The organism is Ignatzschineria sp. 22MB058224 (genome assembly GCF_058188435.1).
This window is the reverse complement of sequence record NZ_CP187366.1, coordinates 761,541-785,204: the sequence shown is the minus strand read 5'-3', so window position 1 is coordinate 785,204 and position 23,664 is coordinate 761,541. Positions and strand designations below refer to the sequence as shown.

The window sequence follows — 23,664 nt, the reverse complement described above, 5'->3', positions numbered from 1 at the left end:
CTTATGAAGAATTTATCAGCATTGAGGCGTAAAAAGTTCTACTATATCTAGCAATATATATTTTGTAGTTGATGGAGTAAATGATGACAGTTCTTTTTTCAGCGCTTAATGCAGTTCCTTATTTAATGGAGTATCAAGAAAAATCTCCCTTAGTCCATTGCATGACGAATGATGTCGTACAGAATTTTACTGCGAATGTCATACTTGCAACTGGTGGTAGCCCAGCTATGATTCCTGATTTGAAAGAGTGTGGAGAATTTACTGCTATTGCAAGCGCTTTGCTCATTAATGTAGGGACATTAACGCAATCAGCAGCAACGGCAATGCTTCATTCAGCAGCTATGGCGCATGAAACAGGAACTCCATGGGTTTTAGATCCCGTAGGTATAGGTGCAGCGCTCTATTATCGCACCTCAATTGTGAATGAGCTTTTACAGTTTCAGCCAACAGTAATCCGTGCAAATCCTGCAGAAATTATGGTGCTTGCCGGTGTTGAAGGCAAATCAAAAGGTGTTGATTCTGAAGTTGAAGTAACGAGTGCTTTTGAATATGCAGAAAAAGTTGCAAGAGAGTTTCAGACAGTAGTGGCAATGACGGGTGAACATGATTTCATTACAGATGGATATCGGAGCTATATCGTGACCGTTGGTACAAAAAAACTGACAAAAGTTACCGGTACAGGTTGTTCGCTATCGGCACTTGTAGCAGGTATCATCGGCTCAACGCAAGACGTGCTAGAAGGGGCAGCAGCTGCCTGTTTTATCGCTGCTCTTGCAGGGCAAAATGCCGCAGAAAAGAGTCAAGGCATAGGCACTTTTGCTGTGCAATATCTCGACGAACTCTCATTAACAACACCAGAGAGATTATTTGATTTGGCAAAAGCTCAAGGTGAGGTACAAAGTAATGGAGATGCTATCTATGACTGAAAAAAGTGTTATGGTAAGTCGCAATTTTTTTGATTTATCGCTCTATCTCGTACTAGATCCTGTTCTGTGTGGGGGTATTGCGGGTATGATTAAAACCACTCGAATCGCCGTCGAAAATGGTGTGACATTTGTACAATTACGATCTGAGAAAGAAGTTGATAAAGGTTTTTGGTATGAAGCTGGAATTGAATTGATGCATCTTTTAAGAGACTACTCAATACCACTTGTTGTGAATGATCATGTTGATGTTGCGATGGCAATTAATGCCGATGGTGTTCATGTCGGTCAGAGTGATCTGCCGGTTACGATTGTGCGAGATCTGATTGGTAATAATAAAATTGTTGGGCTTTCTATTGGTTCTATTACGGAGTTAAATCGAGTTGATCCTACAATCATCGATTATGTTGGCGTTGGACCGGTTTTTGCAACTTCTACTAAAAAAGATGCGAGAGAAATATTAGGTATTTTAAATTTACAAACTATTGTTGAATCCTCCCCAATTCCTAAAGTTGCTATTGGGGGCATTAATCAACATAATGTAGAATCTGTCATGTCAACAAAGGTTAATGGTATTGCCGTTATTTCTGCTATTTGTGGCCAAAGGGATATCGCAGGTGCAACCCAAGCGTTAGCAAAATTGATGAGGCATTCAAAATGAATAAAATATTAACAATTGCTGGTTCCGATCCAAGTGGTGGGGCAGGTATTCAGGCAGATTTAAAAGCCTTTTCAGCGTTAGGTACTTATGGTATGACGATACTTACTGCTTTAACAGCACAATCGACTCAAGGTGTAGATAGTGTCTTTCCGGTTCCTATTGAGTTCATTGAAAAACAATACGACTCACTTTATCGAGATATTGTCCCTGATGCTACCAAAATTGGAGTGTTAGTGAATAGTGAAATTATTGAGTGTATTGCAAAGCTATTAACCGAAAAACCAATTAATTTTGTGGTGCTTGATACTGTTATGATTGCCAAAGGTGGGCATTCTCTTTTGCATGAATCAGCTGTCACAGCTATTCGAGAAATGCTTCTGCCGTTGTCAGATATTATTACACCTAATTTGCCAGAGGCAGCTACGCTTTTAGGTGTAGAAATTGCCACAACAGAAGAGGCGATGGAAGCACAAGGAAAAGCGCTTTTAAAACTTGGGCCACGATCAGTTTTGATGAAAGGGGGGCATCTCGACTTAGATATCAGCCCTGATTTACTTATTACGGAAAAAGAGACTATTCGGTTTGTTAGTCCACGTGTTTTAACCAAAAATACACATGGAACGGGCTGTACGCTGTCTGCGGCAATCGCTGCGCTTTATCCAGCACATGGTTTAAAAAATGGTGTCCGTCTAGCGAAGAAATACATTGATGGTGCAATTGCGAATGCGGATAGCTTGAAAGTTGGAAAAGGTATTGGTCCTACCCATCATTTTTATCGTTGGTGGTAAAGAAAATATTATTAATAAGTCGCTTGGTCATTGATCAGGCGTTTTTTATATCTGCGGTTTAAAGATATTTAACACATTGAAATTATAGAAAAGATAGAAATAAAACCATGAATATTCAGTCATTCTTAGATCAACACCCATTTTCAAAAACACAATATCTCGTCTTCTTTTTCACTTTTTTAATCGCTTTTTTTGATGGTTATGATACAGCTGTTATCGGTTATATTGCGCCAAGCTTAATAGATGAATGGGGAATTCTTCGTAGTGATTTAGCGCCAGTTCTGAGTGCCGCACTTTTTGGACTTGCTATCGGAGCCGTAGTATTTGGGCCGATTGCTGATAAATTTGGACGGAAATGGGTCTTGATTATATCGGTATTGATTTTTTCTCTTGGAACGTTCATTTCATCATATTCTCAAACACTCCATACACTTGAGATATTGCGTTTTATTACGGGTCTAGGTTTAGGTGCAGCGATGCCTAATGCGGTGACACTGCTTTCGGAGTATTGTCCTAAAGAAAAACGTTCGCTAATAGTGAATACGATGTTTTGTGGATTTCCGCTTGGTGCTGCACTAGGTGGTTTTATTGCAGCATATCTCATTCCTAATTTCGGCTGGCGATCGACGCTTATTTTTGGTGGCGTATTGCCATTGATTTTGACATTTTTTATGCTTTTCTTGCTTCCTGAATCTGTACGATTCTTAGTAAAAAGAGGGGGAAGGGAAAGCCAAATACAAGCCATCCTTACGAAAATTCATAATAGTGCACAAGTCATTGATCGATTTATCTTAGATGAAGGAAAAATAGTCGTAGGAAGAGGAATAAAACTCGTATTATCATCAAAATATATCATTGGTTCTTTCTTGCTGTGGATCGCTTATTTTATGGGGTTAGTAATTTTTTATGGTGTGATCAATTGGATGCCTATACTCTTTAAAGAAGTGGCAATACCAGAGCATTTAGCTTCAATAATCACAGGTCTTTTTGCACTTGGGGGATTGGGAGCTATTTTAAATGGTTGGTTGATGGATCGTTTTAATGGAACCTTTTTGATTGCAATTTTACTCTTATTGACGGCTATTTCAGTTGGGTTTGTTGGGATAGCAATCGATATGGGACATTTTATCTTAATTCTTACGATTCTTTTTGCAGGGATTGTAATGAATACAGCACAATCTTCTTTACCAGCGCTAGCGGCGGGATTTTATCCTACGGAAGGACGGACAACGGGTGTATCAATGATGCTTGGAATCGGACGTTTTGGAGGAATTGCCGGCTCATTTTTAGTAGCATTCCTAGTAGAGCATGCATATTCATTAGGCTCTATATTCTTTATTTTAGCAGTGCCTGCTGTGATTGGTTTAGTCGCTTTAATCGCGAAGTATTTGCTTTATAAAGCTTAATAAAGGAGGGTTTATGGTATCCCATAAACCCAGATAAGTAGCGAGTAGTTTTTTCTTATCGTCGGCGCTGATTCTTTAGCTGTTTTTCTTGACTCTCTGTTACGCTATTTTTAATTTGTAGATAACTCTCTAACCTACGAGATGAGATAATCCCGGTTTTAACGGCTTCTTGCAGAGCGCAACCTAAATCATTTTCATGTCGGCAATTGCTGAAGCGACATGGTTTCGTGATCCCTTTAAATTCGGAAAATCCTGCATCAATAGCCTCTAATGGTAGATGTTCAATATTAAAGCTCCGTACACCAGGAGAATCAATAAGATAACTCGATTCCATGGGCAAATGGTAGAGTGTTGTAGAGGAAGTTGTATGATTTCCTAAGCCTGTTGATGCATTGATTTTCTGTGTTTGTAAAAATAATTCTGGAATGAGTTTATTCGTGAGAGATGATTTTCCAACGCCTGATTGTCCTACAAAAACCGATGTCTTGTTTTTTAAGGCATCATTTAATTGCTGTAAAGAGGTGCTATCATGAATCGATGTATTATAGAAGGGAAACCCTAATTTTAGATAATCATCTAAAAAGTTGAAATTATCCTGCTCAGAGAGCAACTCTTTTTTATTGAGGATAAATGCAAGTTCAATCTCAAAATATTGTGCTGCAATGATATAGCGATCGATTAATGATGGGCTTGGTTCCGGCTGTGGCGCAATAACAATATATAAACGATCGATATTTGCAGCTAATATCTTTTCGGCACCACCAAAAGCAAGGCGTGAAAAGTGATTTTTACGGGGTAACCTCGAGACAATGACCGGTTCATTCTGCTCTAAGACATAGAAAACATAATCGCCACAAACGATTGCGCCTAACCCTTGACGAGCAGTGGCCTTATGAAGATTAAGTGCCTCATCTTCAAGTGTGACATGTTGACCATGTTGGGTAATAACACGTCCACGAAAAGTTTCGAAGTTTGACTCATTAGTGATAAGTTGTTCTTGACGCGATTGCTGTAATCGTTTTTGCTGGTTTGTTAATCGACGGCTCATTTATTAGCGCTCTAAATGCGGTAATTTATTGGGTACACCATCCCATTTTTCAGCATTGGGTAGTGGTTCCTTCTTTTCAGTGAGCACCGGCCACTTTCGTGAAAGTTCTGCATTGAGATCCAAAAAGACCATCTGTTCATCACTTAGGTCAGCATCCGATAATATCGCTCCTGCGGGACATTCTGGTTCGCAGAGTGTACAGTCAATGCATTCGTCAGGATCTATTACTAAAAAGTTTGGCCCTTCATGGAAGCAGTCAACAGGGCAGACATCTACACAATCTGTGTATTTACATAAAATACAGTTATCTGTTACTACAAAGGTCATTTGAATTCCTCTATTTATTAGAAATAATCAATGGATATGAAGGGCCTATTTTTTAACTACTTGACGATTACTTTTGCAATGCGGCGTTTACCGACTTGGATAATGACTTCATCCCCTTTAGAAAGTGTTAAGCCCTTATCTTCAACGCGTTCTTGATTGATTTTAACAGCACCCTCTGTAAGCATTCTAAAACCTTCGGAGTTAGAGCTCACTAGACCTGCTTCTTTCATTGCATTGGCAATACCGATAACGCCATCAGTCGATTGGACAATTTTCTCCTCAATATTTTCGGGGAGATTGCCTTTTTGAAAGCGTTCAATAAAGTTACGTTGTGCTTCTTCAGCTGCCGCAGCATTGTGATAGCGCGTAATGATCTCTTCGCAGAGTTCAAACTTAATATCACGTGGGTTACGACCTTCTGCAGCCTCTTTTTGTAACTTAGCAATATCTGCATTAGAGCGGAAACTTAAAAGCTCAAAATAACGCCACATTAATTCATCAGAGATGGACATTAATTTTCCAAACATGTCATCTGGCGTATCATCCACACCAATGTAATTACCAAGCGATTTAGACATTTTATTGACGCCATCGAGCCCCACTAAAAGTGGCATTGTGATGGCACATTGTGGCTTTGTAATACCATAAGCTCTTTGAAGATCGCGTCCCATAAGCAGATTGAATTTTTGGTCGGTCCCACCTAGTTCAACATCTGTTTTAAGATGAACAGAGTCATAACCTTGTAATAAAGGATAGATAAATTCGTGAATCGCGATAGGTTGCTGTGATTTATAACGCTTTTCGAAATCATCGCGTTCAAGCATACGAGCAACAGTGTGACGTGATGCCAGTTGGATCATCCCACTAGTACCTAACTCGTTAAGCCAGTGTGAGTTAAAGACTACTTTTGTCAATTTTGGGTCTAAAACCTTAAAAATTTGCTCTTCATAGGTTTTAGCATTCGCTAATACCTGTTCACGTGTAAGCGGTTTACGTGTAACATCTTTTCCAGAAGGATCGCCAATCATGCCTGTAAAGTCCCCTATCAGGAAGTTTACCTCATGACCAAGATCTTGAAAGTGACGCATTTTGTTAATTACAACAGTATGTCCGAGATGTAAGTCTGGTGCAGTAGGATCAAAGCCTACTTTAATTCGGAGTTGACGATTCTCTTTGAGTTTCTCGGTAAGATCATCCATAGAGATAATTTCATCAGTTCCACGTTGAATAATCTCGAGACTCTCTTCAATAGTTGCCATATTTTTATCCTAAATTTATCAATTTTTTCAAATTAACGAACACTCATCGAATTGATGAACGCCGTTTTAAGAGTGTAGGCTAAAACGGCGTTATGCACTGTATTTTATTTAAGCATTCTCTATTTATGTAGAGTAAAAGCACGCTACTGTTCTTGGTTAATAACGACTACGAAAATTTGACCCGCCTGAGGGGTCTGGAAAAGTAATATCGGAATTACTATTTTCCGGTACCACAATCGTTGCTGGATCTGGCGTTAAGCGAATCTCTTTCTTAATTACCGTTATATCTTCTGTCTGTGGTTTTGGTGCTTGTTTAACGGGTTGTCCATTACGGTAAAATTGTGGGGGAGACGTCAGCTCACGCGGAGCAGGTACTTGCGTACTATTAGGCACGGTATTGTACGTTGGCATTGGCGGTATAGATGCTGAGGGTGTATCAATGTTACTCCCGGAATAGAGTTGTAGCGTTGGCACTTGAGACTCAGTTGGAGTATGCATTGTGGTATCTTTCTGGCCTATAATGACAGGTAAACCTGTTTGCTGCTGTACCGCAATATTAATAAGATCATGATTGACCGATGCATTAGGATAAGATTTAAGGAACTTATTAAGTTCGCTATTTGCTTTTTCAAGTAGGTCAGCAACAGACATATCATCTTCTTCTAATGGTGGGTGGACTTCGATAAGTAGGTCATTGCCAGAAAATCCATATTTTACAGGTTCATTTAAAAAAGTGACCGTCGTGTTCGTCGGAACCATATCATAAAGATGGGTGATATGTTGTGGGTAAAAGCGCATACAACCATGTGTTACGCGCATGCCAATTCCAGTTTGTTCATTTGTTCCATGAAGGAGATAACTTGGTAAAGAGAGGCGTAAAACACGAGTTCCTAACGGATTATCTGGTCCTGCTGGAACCACTCTCGGAAGCGTACCACGCCCCATCTCTTCATGTTCGCGCCGAATACTTTCAGGTGGATACCATGCAGGATCTTCTTGTTTTCGAGTTATAGACCATGAGCCAAGAGGCGTTTTCCAATCCATTCGGCCTACTCCGACGGGGTAGATGTAGACTTTGTCAGAGTTTTTAGGAAAGTAGTAGGTTCGCATTTCAGGGATATTCGATACAATTCCTGAGCGTTTTCCTTGCGGCAAAATAAATTGAGTTGGAAGCGCCAATGGACGTTTATCACTTAGCATCCAAGCATTAATTCCTGGATTAGCCCATTTCAGTTCCTCATAGCCCATCTCATATCGGATCGTGAGATCCACAAGAGATTCATGATCTTTGGGGACTACATAAATAATTTCTCCGACAACATCATTACCTTGTGTGGGTTTTTGATACTCTACATATTTTTGTGCATAAGCAGTAGAGATTAATAAGCTAATTGATAAAACTACTTCTTTAATTCTCATTTATCTGAGTTCCTGAAATGGGTAATTTTTAAAATCGATTTAACCTTGTTCCTGTAATTTATGGAATTTTTCCATTAATTCATCTTTGCTTTCGACACGGTCAGGGTTTTTAGGAATACATTCAACGGGGCATACTTCAACACATTGAGGTGTATCAAAGTGTCCAACGCATTCTGTACATTTGTTCGGGTCAATAACGTAAATTTCTGGACCCATTGAAATTGCTTCGTTAGGGCATTCGGGTTCACATACATCGCAGTTAATGCATTCATCAGTAATCATTAAAGCCATTGCAATTTACTCCTCAAGTAAAAAGTTAACCAATTTAAATATTGGATAAAAATGTTATTGAACTGTCTTGTGAATAAACTTTGAAGAATTCCGTAAAACTTTGATCTTATTATTTTTTTAGTAAAAATCCTTCAAAGCTATAAAATATATTTTTTTACAATTGTATTGTAAATAGTCATTTATAGAAACTCTGCATTCCCCATATAAGAGCGAAGTACTTCAGGGATGCGGATTCGACCGTCTTCTTCTTGATAATTTTCAAGCACTGCGACTAACGTTCTACCTACTGCTAAACCTGAACCATTCAAGGTATGCATGAGTTCAGGCTTGCCCGTTTCATTACTACGAAAACGTGCTTTGAGGCGTCGCGCTTGGAAATCTTCACAGTTTGAACAAGATGAGATCTCTCTATATTTTTGTTGTCCTGGTAGCCAAACTTCTAAGTCATATGTTTTTGCAGCGGAGAATCCCATATCACCACTACACAATACCATCCGGCGATAAGGAAGTTCGAGTTTTTCTAAGATTTTTTCAGCGTGTGTGACAAGACGTTCTAAAGCATTATAGGAATCATCTGGTTTGGTAAAATGCACCAATTCAACTTTTTCAAATTGATGTTGTCGAATCATACCACGCGTATCACGGCCATAACTACCAGCCTCTGAGCGGAAGCAACTGCTGTGCGCTACAACTTGGGTAGGAAGCACAGATTCTTCCCAAATTTCATCTTGCGCGAGATTTGAGAGCGGTACTTCTGCTGTTGGAATAAGGTAGAAATTACGTTCATCTTCTAGCTTGAAGAGATCTTCAGAAAATTTGGGTAGTTGTGCCGTGCCATAAAGGCTCTTTTGATTAACGATAACAGGCACATTGACTTCTGTATAACCGTGTTCTTCGGTATGTGTATCGAGCATAAATTGCGCCAGTGCACGATGTAAGCGAGCCACATTGTTTTTAAGCACAACGAAGCGTGAGCCACTAATTTTTGCTGCCGCCTCAAAATCCATGCCAATCTTTTCGCCAAGAGCAACATGATCTTTCGGTTCAAAGCTGAAATTGCGAGGTGTTCCCCAACGTTTTACTTCAACATTATCATCTTCATCTTTACCAACGGGAACTTCATTGTTTGGGATATTGGGCATATCAAGTAGCATTGTATTGAGTTCATCGCTGACTTTTGAAAGTTCTGCATCAATTACAGATAATTGATCGCCCAGTTTTGCTACTGATGCAAGAATATCTGATACGTCTTCGCCTTTAGATTTCGCAATACCAATTTGTTTCGATGAAGTATTACGCTCATTTTGCAGTTCTTGTAAGGAGATCTGTAATTCTCGGCGTTTTTCTTCCAACGAGTTAAAGCGTTCAGTATCAAACTGATAACCGCGTTTTTGAAGAGCCGCAACAACATCATCTAAATTCTGTCTTAATAAGCGTGGATCAATCACTTGTCTATCCTTCATGAAGTGTGAAAAATTAACCTCGCATTATATACGAAAATCCTTTTTTCTTCCAAAGGAAATAGCTGTTACAATTTCAAGGTATTTAACTTATTCATTAACTCCTTACTTAACGGCTTTTTATGAAATATTTTCATTCAATTCTTAAACTTCCATTCATTATACTTTTGGTAACAGGTTGTAGTAATATCACGGAGCTTCAGCGGATGGAGATGGATGCTTATCGACAACAATTATCCGATGAAGCAAGCATGCCTGAATCACTCAGAGAGGCTTTATATGAAACACAATTATGGTATTCACCAGGCCTTTGGATAAAAATGGACAATAAGCCCCTAGTACAAGGGGAGCTTGAAACAGATTTCTTAGAATGCATACAGACAGCTAAAGCAATTGAAAAAGGTATTAGTGAGAGAATTGGCGGACAGGATCCTATTCAAATGATTCACGCTCGGGCGAATATAGAAATATGTTTAGTTAGTCGAGGCTATCGCGCTAAAGATGCTATGCAACAATTAATCTGTGAAAATGATCATCGTGATGTTTTACCTGTTTGTTATTTTGCACGAGCAGAAGTTTTAGAGTATAGGGAAGCAGTACAATAATCATCTTTTAAAGAGAACATTATTTACTAGCTAATTTTGTGACTAAAAACATGATTAAAACTGAATTACACGATATTTTTTTGCAAGAGTTGTGGCGTTAGTGATCGCCTTTTTCAGTTGTGGTTGCAGATAGGCAAAATTTTCATGTTCTAGAGCTAATTTGCTAACGAAGCGCATTAGTGATGAAAACTGAGCTGTAATGGTTAATGTAACAAGATAGAGTGATGTGGATTCCATTTTGTCATTAAAGTGATAGTGCTGGTCATAATAAAAGAGTAGATCGTTAAATACCTTAATTGTATTAAGTCGTTCAGGTCCAAATTTGTCAATAAATTGTGTTTCGCTCAGGATCAAAAAGTCTTCTCGCTCAATGATTTTAAGATCATTGAGATATTCTTTGGTTGAGTAATTGAGAGTCAAGTCATTTATTTTATCGTTAAAGGTACTGATCATAAAATGAAAATGTTGTGAAAAAGTCTGTTGTTCCATTGCGATTTTCTGCGCTTGCAATTCTAATCGCTGCCGATTAGTTTCTTCACGATTAAGTTTTAATTCTTCTCTGTTAAGTTGCAAGTCTTCACGTTGTAGATGCAATGAGTAGATCACACCAGTGAATGCAACACCCGTAAAAAGCGCAACTACTGCATCAAAAAAGATACTTTCATTGTTCGGACTCTCTAGTGTTAAGTAGATCGCAATGAGCCAAGTCATAACAATAAAAGTGATCGTAATGACAAATAGCCAACTAAATTGTTTGTGATTTTGCGCTTTTTTGTGTGTCATTATTTTTCCTAGAAAAAGTCATAAAAAAATCGGTAACAGCTAATTGCTTTTACCGATTATTCAATTAAGAACTACAATTGTCAATGGTTGTTAGGCAGATTTATCATCTATTAAGACAGCATTAGGGTCTTGGTAAACCTTGTGATTTAATAGACCAAGCTCTTTGTCAGTCACAACCGATGAAACCATTGCGCCCGAAATATTGGTCATTGTCCGAGCCATATCAATAACAGGATCAATAGCTAATACCATTCCTATAAGAGGGAAGTATTCTCCCATACCCATTCCCGAAAGGGCAACAGTTGCAGCTATTGTGGCTGTTCCTGGCACGCCAGCAATCCCGATCGAACCAATAACAATGACAATTAAGAGCATAATATAGAATTGAAGATCCATCTCAATTCCTACCATGTGACCGACCATCATCACCAGCATTGCTGGGAAAAAGCCAGCACAACCGTTCATTCCCATAGTAGTACCTAAGGAGGGGATAAGATTCGCAGTTCCGCCAGAAACTCCTAATCGTTCTGTTAATGTTGAAATGGTAAGGGGTAGAGTTCCTACTGATGAGCGACTTGAAAACGCCATTACCAAAGTATCACGAGATTTTTTTAGGAAAGTGATTGGTGATAAACCATGTGCTGTAATAATAATGAGATGAATAACCACCATTAATATTGACGCAATATAGATTGCGACCACAAAGCTCGAAACCTTTTTAATCGCCGGAACCCCATTTGAAATAATTGTTCCAGCTAAAAGTGCGATGACGGCATATGGCATATATTTAATAATTGTCATGGTAATGCTCATGACGATTTTATGAAGTGCGTCGATAAATTGTTTAAATACGCCAATGGCCTCAGGAGCTTTAGGTGCCATACGATTTGCGGCAATGCCGATAAGAGCTGAGAAAATCACAAGGCCGATAATATTATTATTACTCATAGCACTAATGATATTGTTTGGTACTAAATTAACAAAAGTATCTACTAAGTTACTATATTCGCGCTGTTTGGCTGCTGTCTGAATAATCTCATCGCCAGCGCCAAGATTCATGACAGATGCAATGATAATTCCAAGTAATGCCGCTAACCCAGTCGTGAATAATAGCCAAAATATACCTCGACGAGTGACTCTGGATAGTTGTTGATTTCCACCGAAATCAAGAATAACCTTCACGATTGAAACAAATACCAATGGAATAACAAGCATACGAATAAAGGCGATAAACGTGCGACCGAAAAGTCCATACCAAGTACTCGTTTCGCGTAATGCTGTTGTCGTAATATCAGGGAATCCAGCGATTGCCTGAACGCCAACACCGATACAAGCACCAAAAATTAATCCCATTAACATGCGCATGAAAAAGCTGATTTTCCGCTTCTGCATTTGGTAAATGATATAGAACGCGAAAAGTATCACGGCAATAGAGATCAATGTTTCATATCTTGAAATTGCAAGAAAGTTTTCGAAGAAGACTCCATGAAATAGAGCGCCACCAGTATCGTTAACATTGTCAGGCATGTTTGCATCCTTTGTTAGGGAGATTGAATATTCTTTATCTCTGCCACTATACGAAAATTTTAATTGAAATAGAAATCATTCATTTTCAAAGTGATACTTATTTTTAGACGTATGTGCAGTTGATTTGATTTTAAGAAGGCTATTTTAAAACATATTTTTTAGATATGCAAAGTATGTTATTGAAGATTTGTGGGTACTTTTAAGATGTTATATATAAAAAATAATTAAGAAAAATCAATCGCTGTAAAGTGATAATGAAATAGCCATCATAGGAAATACAACAAACTTTTTTTATGGTATTTTATAGCGTTTAATTTTGGGTTTATTCTCTGGGTAAATCTGTTCTCTTTATTTCTTTTTTAGTGATGTTCACCATATGCGATTAAGTAAGGTTAAACTGTCAGGATTTAAATCGTTTGTCGATCAAACGACCTTTGTACTTACCGGAAAACTTAATGGTATTGTCGGACCTAATGGTTGTGGAAAATCTAATATTATCGATGCCGTGCGCTGGGTAATGGGTGAATCATCGGCGAAGCAGTTACGCGGAGAGTCGATGAGTGATGTAATTTTTAATGGTTCTGAACGTCGTAAACCATCGGGCTTAGCTTCTATTGAACTGATTTTTGAAAATGAAGATGGACGCTTAGGTGGAAAATGGGCAGAGTATCGGGAAATCAGTGTTCGTAGAACATTAGACCGTGATGGTAAGAGTCAGTATTTTCTCAATGGAACCCGTTGTCGGCGCCGCGATATTACCGATATCTTTTTGGGGACAGGTTTAGGTCCACGTTCCTATGCGATTATTGAACAAGGAATGATTTCTCGGATTGTTGAATCGAAGCCAGAGGAGCTTCGAACATTTTTTGAAGAAGCGGCAAATATCTCGAAATATAAAGAACGCCGTCATGAAACAGAGCAACGAATCGAACATACTCGTACGAATTTAGAACGCTTGACAGATATTCGACATGAATTAGGTAAACAACTCTCAAAACTCGATCGCCAAGCAGCAACCGCACGCCGGTATCAAAAGCTACGTGAAGAGGAACGTGCGTTAGGTTATGCGCAACTCTATAAGCAGAAAGAGATGGCGGAATCTGAAATTCAACATTTGATCGACAGTCATAAATCGGAACATGAAAATCTTCAGTTAATCGTCGCAAACTTGAATAATGTAACGACCCAGCTTTTTGATCATAAAAAGAACTTTGAATCGTTAGAGGTTCAAATGAGTGAGAAAAATAGTGCGCTCTATCCTTATAAGCAAGCAGTTGATCATTTAAATCATGAGTTAATTCGTATACGAGAATTGGAAAAACGCGATCTCGAATCACGGTCTGAATGGCAAGAAAATGGTGCTCGCTTAGAAAAAGAAGTTGAAGAAACAGCGATTATGGTTGATTCTCTGCAACAACAGATTGATGAAAATTTTTATATTGTTGAATCGGAAGCTGAATCAATCTGGCAGAGTGAAGAAAATCTTAAATCATTACAAGAATCACTCGAAAAGGCGCAATACGATTTTCGTAAACAGCAAGATCAAATTAAATCGTTACAACAAAAGTTGGAACTTGATCGGCATTCACTGCAATTCCAACTAGAAAAGAGACAAACGATCGAAGCAGAACGACTTCGGTTAGGTAGTAGTGAATTACCAGACGATCTTTCACAAAGTGAAGAATCGATACTTCTTGAAGAATCCCTATTAACAAAGCAGATGAGCGTAGATGAGCTTACTCTCGCGATTGATTCTAAGAATCGAGCGCTTCAAAGTGCGAAAGAAGCTTATCAAGCATTGCAGGTTGAGCAACGGAAATTATCAGCACAGCGTAATCAACTTGCTGGTGAAGTTGGTATGCTCGAAAAAATGGTCGTCAATGAAGATAAGAAGGCAAAATCACCACTCTTCGAACATTTAAAAGTTACAGACGGTTGGAATGGGGCAGTTGATTCTGTTTTGCGTCAAAAATTAATGGTTGAAACAGATCGTAAACGAGGGGAGAGTTACTATCTTGGAGAAGAGGCATTTAAGTTTACCCCTGTTCATCTTGGTTATTACGTTCAAAGTGATCGCCAACTTGGATCGGTTTTAAGTCATATTTATTGTTTTGATGATCGTAATCTTGATCCTTTTAAAATTGAAGTCGATACAGCTTTTGTTGAACTTCGTCAACAGTTAAAACTCCATGAATTTATTGTGACAAAGTCTGGGCTGTTATTTGGGCTTGATTGGGCAATTTATAATAAGGAAGATGCAAATTTTGGTGTTTTAGCTCGTAAGCAATCCCTTGAAAAAGCCATTGCTGATTTAGCAGAGATCGATGAACGTTTAGAACTTCTTGATGAATCGCTCTATGAGCAAGATGAAACGCTTAAAGCATTGCAAAATAGTATTGAAATTAATCAAAAAGAGCTTCAGAAGTTATCTCGAGAGCAGTTTGAGCTTGAAAAGCAGCTTAGTCTATTACTGCAACAACAGACACAAGCAGCGAAGGAACGCCATCGCATCGATTCGCGTTTAGCAGATTTAGCAAAAGAAGAATCTCTTAATCAGGGATTGCTCGATGAATTACAGCAAACAATGAGTGAAAATAGTATTGCCTTATCGTTATTAGAGGAGAGCTGGGAAATAGTTTCTGACCGATATGAGTCATTAAAAATTGAGTATGATAATGTCAAGCAACAGAGTGAAAAACGTCGGGCCACCCATTTAGAGAAAAAACAACAGCTCGATTTAATGAATCATGAGTTACTACGCTTTAAAGAACGAAAAGAACGTGCTGAGTCAGAGCTTAGTATCCTCAAAAAAAGGATTGAAGGTCAACAGAAAAATCAGGATTATGCCGAAAAAATCGCGGAGATTGAAGAGAATAGAATCATTGCGATTGATAATCTTGAGCAGTTTGAAGCGACGCTTACATCGCTTCGGATTGAACATCAATCAGCAAAAGAACAGATTCAACTCTTAGAGAATCAAAAAAATGTCCTTGAAGAATCACTTAATGACCAAAAAACAAAGCTTAATCAGTTTTCGATTAAAGAGGCTGAGATTAATGCTAAACGTGAGATGTTAATGGAAAAATGGGATACGCTGATAGCGGAAATTTCTACTGAAGAGATTTCCTTAGCAAAAGCGCATCATATCGATAAGGCTATTGAAGATTTAGAACTCTCATTACAAGAGAAGCGGAATGCTATTGCTAAAATTGGTGCTGTGAATCTTGTTGCAATTACCGAAAGTGAAGAGCTTCGGGAGCGAAAAGAGTATCTTGACTCCCAAAATAGCGATTTAGAAGCAGCGCTTGCGATGCTTGAGAAGGCGATCAAGGAAATTGATGATGAAACGCGTACGCGTTTTATGGAGACTTTTAAGGCGGTCAATGATGACTTTTCAAGACTTTTTCCTCGTCTTTTTGGAGGAGGGCGAGCCTATTTAGAATTAACAGAAGAGGACGCACTCACAAGCGGCGTTAATATCATCGCCCATCCACCAGGTAAAAAACCAGGAACGATTCATCTTCTTTCGGGAGGTGAAAAAGCACTTACGGCAATGGCACTTGTTTTTGGGATATTTAATCTTAATCCCGCACCATTTTGTATGCTTGATGAAGTTGATGCGCCACTTGATGAGGCAAATGTGCGGCGTTTAGGTGAGTTAATTGATGAAATGAGTGAAAAGGTACAATTTATCTTTATTACTCATAACAAGGCGACAATGACCATTTCAGACTCACTTATCGGTGTTACAATGGCAGAGCCGGGTGTATCGCGTCTAGTATCAGTGAGTCTTAAAGATGCCATTGCATTGAGTGATGAATAGATTAATGTTATGCGTATTTTATATTATTTTCCAATTGTCTTAGGGGGTGATCATGAATAATTCACATTCGATTCGTTTTGAAAAGAATACGATTACCTCAAGTACGAATAATACCTTGAAGCAGATTAAGAAACTCCATAGCAAAAAGTATCGTGATCAGAGTAGAACTTATCTTATCGATGGTATTCACATGGTTGAAGAAGCATTTCGTCATAATGCTGCAATAGTGATGCTTGTGATTGATGAGACATTTCCTGAGTCTGTATTAGATGATATTCAAGTATTTGCAAGTGGACAATCCGTGCAAACAATCCCGCTTATTATTTTGCCTTCAAAATTATTTTCTGCAATATCGCAAACAGCTTCACCTCAAGGTATTTTGGCAGTTATTGCGCAGCCTGAATGGGATGATATTGAATTACCTCGATTTATTACACATTTAAAGAGTAGTCAGCGACCACTTCCGCATCTTTTATTACTTGATCGTGTCCAAGATCCGGGGAATGTCGGGACAATGATCCGTACAGCAGAGGCAGCAGGTTTTGCAGCAGTAATATTAGGAGAAGGTTGTGCTGATCTCTATAATGATAAAACCCTACGTGCAACACAAGGTGCAATATTTCAGTTACCTATTATTTCTAGCGATCTTCGGGATTTTTTAGTATTGATAACGGATGAAGGGTATGAAAGTTGGGCAACCACTTTAGAGGGAGCAAGTTTGTATAAATCCTTATCACTTCCACAAAAGTGTGCGATTTTAATGGGCAATGAAGGGCAAGGGTTAGATCTTACTTTGCAACAAATGGCAACCAAGAGAGTAAAGATTCCGATGCTCGGACAATCGGAATCTTTGAATGTTGGAGTCGCTGCTGGTATTCTCATCTACTATTTAGTGGAGTGACCGTATTGGTGAAGCATCGGCCAATTACATCACTATTTTTCAGTATTTATTGCTTTAAATGTGTGGTATCAGATTTATCCTTATCTTTCTTGAGAGTTGAGATATTATCTGGGGATGCGAGTGTCTTATCGCTAATATCTTTTAAATTTTTTGAATCACGATTTTCTTTTTTAGAATCTCGTTTCATCGACTGATCAAAGTCAGAGAACATCCTAGTCACTAAGATCTTTTCTTTCTGATTGAGTGAATCATAAAAGGCTTGATTATTACGACCTTGCTCTTTAAACATCCGGTGAAATACAGCGAGATTATCTCGTGTTTTAATCTGCTCAAGGCTGCGATGACCACTGTATGATTCACCAGGTTGTTGATTTGATCCGCTGCGCATTAAAGTTTCATGAGCAAATTTAGCCTCTAAGATAGGAATACGCCATTTAGGAGCCTCAAGTAATTTTTGATATTGGTCGTAGAGCTCAGGATGTTGTAGTAAAGGTGTTGTGTCATTGGGGTTGAGATAAATTACTTCGTCTTCTCTGATAAGCTCAATAATCGGTTCACGCTCTAAACTAGTCGCATTAGCAAAACCAGGTAATCCATTGATACCTAAGAATTCAATGCGGTTATTCATAAAATCATCATAACTAAATTTGGTGTGTAGCATTGTAGTGCCATAGAAATAGGCTTTATGAAATATATTGGTAAAATTAACACGAATACAATTAGTATACTTAAAAGTGGTATTGGTAATTTGTGCATTCACAAAACTTGCACCGGTACAATCTGCCATGGTAAAGCTCGAAATATTAAGCGTTGCGCCATTAAATGATGCGTAAATACAGCTTGCTTGATCAAAAGTAACATAGTTCATACGCGCATAGGTAAAATTCACATTGCGAAGATTGGCATTTGTTAAATCTGCGTGATCACTAAAAACACCTTTTAGAATAGAGCTGGCAAGGTTCATCTTAAAATTGAGCGCTCGGACAAGGGGCTTATCTCGGGAATACTCTTTTTTACTAAGTAGTCTAAATAAAATTGCAATCTCATTTCCAGGTTCTTCTTCTTGCTCGGAGATAACCCTCGAATCGTCATCATAGCGTTCGGCATAGGCACGTGAATAGCGTACTTTGGCAATTGATGGATAGTAGGTTAATAGATATTCTTCGGTATTTGTTAACGTTCGAATATGTCCACAAAGGATGCTTAGAACCTGTTCATAGAGTGAAAAAGCCTTAAGGTATGCTTTTATTTGTGATTGATCTGCATGATTTCCTTGCATGTAGAGCTCTTTTAATCGGCGTTGTCCTCGAAGTTCTGACGCCGGTAATGGCTTTTCGGTGATATAAGGAATGATGGGGTAATCTTTATAACGATGATAATAGACGTTATAGTGGCGTGAGTCTAAGTAGGGAAGTGCTTTACCAGCATCCTTAACAATTTCCCAAAGAATATAGATGCCACCTAAACGCACCGATTCATTTTTATCGCCGAGTAACTTGATCCCTTCGAGCATTCGACGATCGACTTCGCTTTCACGATCTTTTTGTTGCGTGTATTCAAGGTGCTTTTCAGATTGTCGTAGAGACCGATGACGTACAGAGGCAACATAGGCAGAAACACTAAACCCTAAAACTGCAAATGTTCCGAAATAGAGTGATGTAAGGAATGTATACTCACCGCCATAAAGTTTTGATGGTGGCACTTGTGCGATGAAGGAGATTAGATCAATAAAAAGAAGCGATAAAATCAAGATCATCGGAATGAGGATTACAGACATCACAAAAAGACTTGACCGGGAGGTTAAGCGCCTAGCAAGAGGTGATGCACTCTCTGTTTGTGCATGGATAAGGCTACGTTTTACTGATGATAAAAGAGCATTGTAAAGAAGACTAAAAATAAGAAAGGCAACGGGAATTGTAAAGAGAAGACTCCAAATTGAAATATTAGTCGCAATTGGGGAATGGATGGTTGTCCAGAGTAAAACGGGAATAAGTGCAAGGATTAATCCAACGCGTTTACGATTACGGCGATTTCTTAAAATCCAGCTTCCGATTTTTTGCAGTTCTAGTTTGCAAGATGACAAAAATTGTGTGAATTGATTCATAAGAAAAGCCTATTTGTAAAATTATCTTTGTTATGGTTGTTGTTATATTTTTTCAGCATTTATTATTGAACTCTCATACGCTTTTGTAAAGTGGGAGGGTATTTACCAACAAAAAAGGCGTTACTTAAGAAATAACGCCTTTTAAGTTAAGATTGAAAAATTTATTTATTTCAAAGAGCCAACCATATCTGCTGGCACAACCCATTTATCAAATTCTTCAGCTGTCAAATATCCAAGCTCTAAGGCAGATTCTTTGAGTGTTGTACCTTTTGCATGGGCATTTTTAGCAATTTTTGCGGCTTTATCGTAACCAATATGCGTATTTAAAGCGGTAACAAGCATTAATGAGTTATTTACCAACTCAGTGATGCGTGCACGATTTGGCTCAATGCCAATAGCACAGTGATCATTAAAACTTTCCATTCCACCGCCTAAAATACGGACAGATTGGAGAAAATTATTGATGATCATAGGACGGAAAACATTTAATTCAAAGTTTCCAGAGGCGCCTCCAATATTGATTGCAACATCATTGCCAAAAACTTGAGCGCAAGCCATTGTAAGTGCTTCTGATTGTGTTGGGTTAACTTTTCCAGGCATGATTGAGCTACCAGGTTCATTTTCAGGAATCGTAATTTCGCCGATCCCCGAACGAGGACCTGAGGCTAACCAACGAACGTCATTAGCAATTTTATTCAGCGATGCTGCAAGTCCTTTTAGCGCACCGTGCGCTTGTACGATCGCATCTGTTGTCGCTAGTGCCTCAAATTTATTTGGTGCAGTCACAAAGGGTTCTTTTGTAAAATCAGCAATTTCTTTAGCAACACGCACCGCATATTCAGGATGAGTATTAAGTCCTGTACCAACTGCCGTACCGCCTAATGCTAATTCATAAAGATGAGAAAGCGATGCTTTAATATGCTTTAAGCTATGTGCGAGCATAGCTTCCCAACCAGAGATTTCTTGTCCGAGTGTTAGGGGCGTTGCATCTTGGAGGTGTGTGCGTCCAATTTTTACAATATCTTTAAAGGCAATAGCTTTCTCACCGAGTGTTTTATGAAGACGATCAAGCATTGGGATTAAAAGGCGTTTGATTTCTAAAACTGCAGCAATATGCATTGCTGTTGGGAATGTATCATTGGAGCTTTGGGCTTTATTAACATCATCATTTGGATGAACTAAGCGCTCCTCTCCACGAACACCACCAAGAATTTCACTTGCTCGATTAGCCAATACTTCATTCATATTCATATTGGTTTGTGTGCCTGAACCAGTTTGCCAAAGTGATAAAGGAAATTCAGAGTTATGTTGACCGGCCAACACTTCATCAGCAGCCTGAATAATTGCGTTGGCTTTTTTACTATCTAATGCTCCTAGATCCATGTTTACTTTTGCAGAAGCACGTTTAACAATTGCTAATGCTTCGATAAGCTCTTTTGGCATTTTTTCATTTGAAATACGAAAATTTTGTAATGACCGTTGAGTTTGTGCTCCCCATAATTGATTGCTCGGGACTTGCATATCACCCATTGTATCTTTTTCAATACGAAAATCTTTAGTCATACTGTAATTCTCCTGTGTTGTTGAATTTTAAATGATTTTTTCGAAACGAAAATTGTCTTAAAACTTTTGAATACACTATCATGCCATATATTTATCGCTTTAACTACATATTCGCTACAACTGTGATAATACTTTAGTCAACTGCTAAAGCTTGCTTACACACTTTATAAAGCGAGGTATTAATGCTTTTTCGAAATTGTGATTTCAACGACACAATTTAACGTTATACAATCTGGATAATTGATACTTTTAAGTTTTATCTTATTGGGTTTTACGGGATTGATTTTGAAAGTATATTTTTCATTAATTGCCCACAGCTCAGGTGTGACTACAAATGTGGATTTTGAGTGATTCTCACTGACTACGATTTCGTTTTCTGAAACTTGGATAGTTTCAATATTAAAACTATTGCGCATCTGTTGGAGTTTATCTAAATTATCAATAACAGGTTGGGTTTGTGCGTAAACTTGGATTTCTTCAACTTTGTATATACCAGTATTATAGGGAGTTTTTGTATCTTCACTACATGCATAAAGAAATAGAATTATGAGAAAAATGAAAGAATATTTAACAATAGCGTAGGGGGAATGTTGATGTGGAAAAATGAGTTGCATGGTCTAAATATCCTATTTATTAAACAGCTGAACATTTAACAATAATCTATATTATTGAATTATTTAGGGATGTGGGTCAAAAGAATATTGCACTTCGTAGTGCTTTAATTTACCTTGAAAAATGACAAGTTTGATTAACGATTTTATGTGGGACTGAGAAAACAATGGATAAGCGCACGGATACTTTTGGATTTACAAGCAAAATTCTTAAAACAGATAAAAATCATAAAGATGTTCATGGTGCTATGAATGTCCCTATTTATCGCAGTGCTGCTTTTGACTTTCCAAGTTCGGAGGGTATTGCTGCCGCTTTTCAAAACCAAGAGGAGATACCTTCCCATACATATTCGCGAATTACCAATCCGACAGTTGAAGCGTTAGAAAATAAGATCTGTGCAATTAGCGGTGGCGAAAATGTGATGTTATTTAGTAGTGGAATGGCAGCTATTTCAAATACATTTATGGCAATTGCATATGCCGGTAGTAACATTGTTACATCACCCCATCTTTTTGGAAATACTTTTGCTTTTTTCAAGTTTACCTTAGCCGAATTCGGTGTTGAAGTGCGATTTGTAGATACAGATAACCTCGAGATGATCAATGATGCAATTGATGAGAATACTTGCGCTTTTTTTTGTGAGGTAATGACTAATCCTCATCTTGAAATTGCCGATTTACCAGCGATTAAGAAGATTCTTACTACTAAAAATGTTCCGATGATTGTTGATACCACAGTGATTCCATGGGGGGCTTTTGATGCCAAAAAATGGGGGGTTGATATTGAAGTTGTTTCTACAACTAAATATATTTCCGGTGGTGCAACAAGTCTTGGTGGTGCAATTGTGGACTATGGAACATTTGATTGGACACATAATAAACGATTAAGCAGTGTTGTTTACCATGCACCTTATTCTCAGTTTATGTTTAAAATAAAACGTGAAATTGCACGTAATTTTGGTGCGTGTATGGATCCAGATAGTGCTTATGCGCAAATTTTAGGACTTGAAACATTGAAGATTCGTTATGCGACGATGAGCCATTCAGCTAACGAGCTTGCAAACTTTTTGAGTAAGGAGTCGAAAGTTGTAGCTGTCGCATATCCCAAGTTAGATAACTATCCATATAAGCGTTTAAGTGATCAATTCTTTATTGGGAATCCTGGCGCGATGTTGACCTTTAATCTTAAATCAAAAGATGCCTGCTTTGACTTGATGAACTCGTTAAAATTAATTCATCGAGCAACAAATCTTTTTGACAACCGTACACTCATTATTCATCCAGAATCGACAATTTATGGAACATTTACTCAAGAGATGAAAGATGTAATGGGAATTTCACCCACACAAATACGTCTCTCCGTAGGGCTTGAAGAAGTGGAAGATTTGAAAAGTGATTTTTTACAGGCACTACAAAAATTATAAAGATATTAAAGTTTTCTTTTATCTCCATTGGAAATAGAGGTTAAGATTAGTTTTTTATCTGTGCAACTAATTGGTGACGCACAGCATAAACAGCTGCTTCAACTCGATTACTAACATTTACCTTTTTTAATATATTTTGTACGTGAACTTTGACTGTACTATCAGAAATGGTAAGTTTTTGGGCGATTTCTTTATTGCTCAATCCATTAACAATTTTTTCGAGTATCTCAGTTTCTCTCGGTGTTAAATTAATATTGTGATGATGAAGTTTGTCCGCTGAGCCTGTTCTAAATCGGCTTTCGACTAATTCCAAAAAGACAGATGGTTCTATACTTTTTAATAACCGAGTAACTTTTGGGCTATTTTGATGAGTTGTTGTATTGTGATAGGGTGGAACCTGTATCGACATAATGATTGTATGAATTTCTGGGGTCTGGTGAACCGTAAATTTATGCCACTCATCTGGAAGAAATTTGTTAAATTCTTGCTCATCTATAATTAGAAGATCAATCGGGTCTGCATGGCTATGATTTTGAAATTCTTCAAACGAATTAAAAATACGAATATTTTTAAATGACGATTTAGCTTCATTTTGTAAAAGATAACTGATTTTTTGACGAAACAATCTATTTGAATCAACAATTACGATTCGGGAATGATGGTGCGTCAAATATTTCATATGTTACCGCCTTTATGATGCTAAAGAGTGTTTTATTGAGAACTACTTTCAACTTGTTTTTT

At 38.1% G+C, this 23,664-nt stretch carries 20 protein-coding genes; 8 read left to right on the top strand and 12 right to left on the bottom strand.

All coding sequences use genetic code 11. The annotated features are described in order from the left end of the window. Positions 1-80: 80 nt before the first annotated feature. From thiM to ACPF7B_RS03195, 4 genes are all read left to right on the top strand, one after another. Positions 81-926, top strand: a complete 846-nt coding sequence (thiM, locus tag ACPF7B_RS03210) for a hydroxyethylthiazole kinase (protein WP_490506197.1) — start codon at positions 81-83, stop codon at positions 924-926. Then, positions 919-1,584, top strand: a complete 666-nt coding sequence (thiE, locus tag ACPF7B_RS03205) for a thiamine phosphate synthase (protein ID WP_490506196.1) — start codon at positions 919-921, stop codon at positions 1,582-1,584. Before thiM ends, thiE begins: the two co-directional genes overlap by 8 nt. Continuing rightward, positions 1,581-2,372: a bifunctional hydroxymethylpyrimidine kinase/phosphomethylpyrimidine kinase gene (thiD, locus tag ACPF7B_RS03200; protein ID WP_490506195.1), complete on the top strand. Its 792-nt coding sequence runs from the start codon at positions 1,581-1,583 to the stop codon at positions 2,370-2,372. The genes thiE and thiD overlap by 4 nt, the downstream gene beginning before the upstream one ends. Before the next feature lie 107 nt (positions 2,373-2,479). Next, the gene (locus tag ACPF7B_RS03195; RefSeq protein ID WP_490506194.1) at positions 2,480-3,778 is read left to right on the top strand and encodes an MFS transporter; all 1,299 of its coding nucleotides are present in this window, start codon (positions 2,480-2,482) and stop codon (positions 3,776-3,778) included. 55 nt (positions 3,779-3,833) lie between these two features. Here the strand turns inward: ACPF7B_RS03195 and rsgA are convergent, their stop codons facing one another. The 6 genes from rsgA to serS all read right to left on the bottom strand — a co-directional run bounded on the left by rsgA (position 3,834) and on the right by serS (position 9,570). Next, positions 3,834-4,826 (bottom strand): ribosome small subunit-dependent GTPase A, encoded by a 993-nt coding sequence (gene rsgA / locus ACPF7B_RS03190; RefSeq protein ID WP_490506193.1) that lies wholly within the window; start codon positions 4,824-4,826, stop codon positions 3,834-3,836. Positions 4,827-4,829: 3 nt separating this feature from the next. Further along, positions 4,830-5,153: a ferredoxin FdxA gene (gene fdxA, locus ACPF7B_RS03185; protein WP_490506192.1), complete on the bottom strand. Its 324-nt coding sequence runs from the start codon at positions 5,151-5,153 to the stop codon at positions 4,830-4,832. A gap of 56 nt (positions 5,154-5,209) precedes the next feature. After that, on the bottom strand, positions 5,210-6,412 hold the full coding sequence (tyrS, locus tag ACPF7B_RS03180; RefSeq protein ID WP_490506191.1) for a tyrosine--tRNA ligase: 1,203 nt from the start codon (positions 6,410-6,412) through the stop codon (positions 5,210-5,212). Between the two features lie 156 nt (positions 6,413-6,568). After that, entirely contained in the window at positions 6,569-7,831 is a 1,263-nt protein-coding gene (locus ACPF7B_RS03175; protein WP_490506190.1) for a L,D-transpeptidase family protein, read from the bottom strand. A 39-nt stretch (positions 7,832-7,870) separates the two neighbouring features. Further along, positions 7,871-8,122 carry a YfhL family 4Fe-4S dicluster ferredoxin gene (locus ACPF7B_RS03170; RefSeq protein WP_490506189.1) on the bottom strand — a complete coding sequence of 84 codons (252 nt, stop codon included), beginning with the start codon at positions 8,120-8,122 and terminating at the stop codon, positions 7,871-7,873. A gap of 179 nt (positions 8,123-8,301) precedes the next feature. After that, positions 8,302-9,570 carry a serine--tRNA ligase gene (gene serS, locus ACPF7B_RS03165; protein ID WP_490506188.1) on the bottom strand — a complete coding sequence of 423 codons (1,269 nt, stop codon included), beginning with the start codon at positions 9,568-9,570 and terminating at the stop codon, positions 8,302-8,304. Between the two features lie 134 nt (positions 9,571-9,704). Here serS and ACPF7B_RS03160 point away from each other — a divergent pair, with 134 nt between their 5' ends. Next, on the top strand, positions 9,705-10,187 hold the full coding sequence (locus ACPF7B_RS03160; protein ID WP_490506187.1) for a hypothetical protein: 483 nt from the start codon (positions 9,705-9,707) through the stop codon (positions 10,185-10,187). A 54-nt stretch (positions 10,188-10,241) separates the two neighbouring features. Here the strand turns inward: ACPF7B_RS03160 and ACPF7B_RS03155 are convergent, their stop codons facing one another. After that, entirely contained in the window at positions 10,242-10,970 is a 729-nt protein-coding gene (locus ACPF7B_RS03155; RefSeq protein ID WP_490506186.1) for a hypothetical protein, read from the bottom strand. A 90-nt stretch (positions 10,971-11,060) separates the two neighbouring features. After that, positions 11,061-12,497 (bottom strand): cation:dicarboxylate symporter family transporter, encoded by a 1,437-nt coding sequence (locus ACPF7B_RS03150; RefSeq protein WP_490506185.1) that lies wholly within the window; start codon positions 12,495-12,497, stop codon positions 11,061-11,063. A gap of 376 nt (positions 12,498-12,873) precedes the next feature. Here ACPF7B_RS03150 and ACPF7B_RS03145 point away from each other — a divergent pair, with 376 nt between their 5' ends. Beyond that, complete coding sequence (locus ACPF7B_RS03145) at positions 12,874-16,320, top strand: AAA family ATPase (protein ID WP_490506184.1); 3,447 nt, start codon at positions 12,874-12,876, stop codon at positions 16,318-16,320. Between the two features lie 52 nt (positions 16,321-16,372). After that, entirely contained in the window at positions 16,373-17,221 is an 849-nt protein-coding gene (locus ACPF7B_RS03140) for a TrmH family RNA methyltransferase (protein ID WP_490506183.1), read from the top strand. Positions 17,222-17,267: 46 nt separating this feature from the next. On the opposite strand, the gene ACPF7B_RS03135 is transcribed toward ACPF7B_RS03140, so the two are convergent. The 3 genes from ACPF7B_RS03135 to ACPF7B_RS03125 all read right to left on the bottom strand — a co-directional run bounded on the left by ACPF7B_RS03135 (position 17,268) and on the right by ACPF7B_RS03125 (position 21,502). Further along, a complete protein-coding gene (locus ACPF7B_RS03135; RefSeq protein ID WP_490506182.1) occupies positions 17,268-19,325 on the bottom strand; it encodes a pentapeptide repeat-containing protein in 2,058 nt (685 codons plus the stop codon). A gap of 165 nt (positions 19,326-19,490) precedes the next feature. Continuing rightward, on the bottom strand, positions 19,491-20,888 hold the full coding sequence (gene fumC, locus ACPF7B_RS03130; RefSeq protein ID WP_490506181.1) for a class II fumarate hydratase: 1,398 nt from the start codon (positions 20,886-20,888) through the stop codon (positions 19,491-19,493). 179 nt (positions 20,889-21,067) lie between these two features. After that, positions 21,068-21,502: a hypothetical protein gene (locus ACPF7B_RS03125; protein WP_490506180.1), complete on the bottom strand. Its 435-nt coding sequence runs from the start codon at positions 21,500-21,502 to the stop codon at positions 21,068-21,070. A gap of 164 nt (positions 21,503-21,666) precedes the next feature. Between ACPF7B_RS03125 and ACPF7B_RS03120 the strand changes: the two genes are divergently transcribed. Next, positions 21,667-22,923 (top strand): PLP-dependent transferase, encoded by a 1,257-nt coding sequence (locus ACPF7B_RS03120; protein ID WP_490506179.1) that lies wholly within the window; start codon positions 21,667-21,669, stop codon positions 22,921-22,923. Between the two features lie 46 nt (positions 22,924-22,969). On the opposite strand, the gene ACPF7B_RS03115 is transcribed toward ACPF7B_RS03120, so the two are convergent. Further along, positions 22,970-23,602 carry a LuxR C-terminal-related transcriptional regulator gene (locus ACPF7B_RS03115; protein ID WP_490506178.1) on the bottom strand — a complete coding sequence of 211 codons (633 nt, stop codon included), beginning with the start codon at positions 23,600-23,602 and terminating at the stop codon, positions 22,970-22,972. Between the last annotated feature and the right edge of the window lie 62 nt (positions 23,603-23,664).

Bases quoted from the DNA above. Each gene is read 5' to 3' on its own strand.
- ACPF7B_RS03145 (WP_490506184.1), top strand. From the start codon at position 12,874: ATGCGATTAAGTAAGGTTAAACTGTCAGGATTTAAATCGTTTGTCGAT.
- ACPF7B_RS03140 (WP_490506183.1), top strand. From the start codon at position 16,373: ATGAATAATTCACATTCGATTCGTTTTGAAAAGAATACGATTACCTCA.
- thiM (WP_490506197.1), top strand. From the start codon at position 81: ATGATGACAGTTCTTTTTTCAGCGCTTAATGCAGTTCCTTATTTAATG.
- thiE (WP_490506196.1), top strand. From the start codon at position 919: ATGACTGAAAAAAGTGTTATGGTAAGTCGCAATTTTTTTGATTTATCG.
- ACPF7B_RS03120 (WP_490506179.1), top strand. From the start codon at position 21,667: ATGGATAAGCGCACGGATACTTTTGGATTTACAAGCAAAATTCTTAAA.
- ACPF7B_RS03150 (WP_490506185.1), bottom strand. From the start codon at position 12,497: ATGCCTGACAATGTTAACGATACTGGTGGCGCTCTATTTCATGGAGTC.
- fumC (WP_490506181.1), bottom strand. From the start codon at position 20,888: ATGACTAAAGATTTTCGTATTGAAAAAGATACAATGGGTGATATGCAA.
- thiD (WP_490506195.1), top strand. From the start codon at position 1,581: ATGAATAAAATATTAACAATTGCTGGTTCCGATCCAAGTGGTGGGGCA.
- ACPF7B_RS03175 (WP_490506190.1), bottom strand. From the start codon at position 7,831: ATGAGAATTAAAGAAGTAGTTTTATCAATTAGCTTATTAATCTCTACT.
- ACPF7B_RS03125 (WP_490506180.1), bottom strand. From the start codon at position 21,502: ATGCAACTCATTTTTCCACATCAACATTCCCCCTACGCTATTGTTAAA.
- ACPF7B_RS03195 (WP_490506194.1), top strand. From the start codon at position 2,480: ATGAATATTCAGTCATTCTTAGATCAACACCCATTTTCAAAAACACAA.
- ACPF7B_RS03170 (WP_490506189.1), bottom strand. From the start codon at position 8,122: ATGGCTTTAATGATTACTGATGAATGCATTAACTGCGATGTATGTGAA.
- ACPF7B_RS03160 (WP_490506187.1), top strand. From the start codon at position 9,705: ATGAAATATTTTCATTCAATTCTTAAACTTCCATTCATTATACTTTTG.
- ACPF7B_RS03135 (WP_490506182.1), bottom strand. From the start codon at position 19,325: ATGAATCAATTCACACAATTTTTGTCATCTTGCAAACTAGAACTGCAA.
- tyrS (WP_490506191.1), bottom strand. From the start codon at position 6,412: ATGGCAACTATTGAAGAGAGTCTCGAGATTATTCAACGTGGAACTGAT.
- ACPF7B_RS03115 (WP_490506178.1), bottom strand. From the start codon at position 23,602: ATGAAATATTTGACGCACCATCATTCCCGAATCGTAATTGTTGATTCA.
- fdxA (WP_490506192.1), bottom strand. From the start codon at position 5,153: ATGACCTTTGTAGTAACAGATAACTGTATTTTATGTAAATACACAGAT.
- rsgA (WP_490506193.1), bottom strand. From the start codon at position 4,826: ATGAGCCGTCGATTAACAAACCAGCAAAAACGATTACAGCAATCGCGT.
- ACPF7B_RS03155 (WP_490506186.1), bottom strand. From the start codon at position 10,970: ATGACACACAAAAAAGCGCAAAATCACAAACAATTTAGTTGGCTATTT.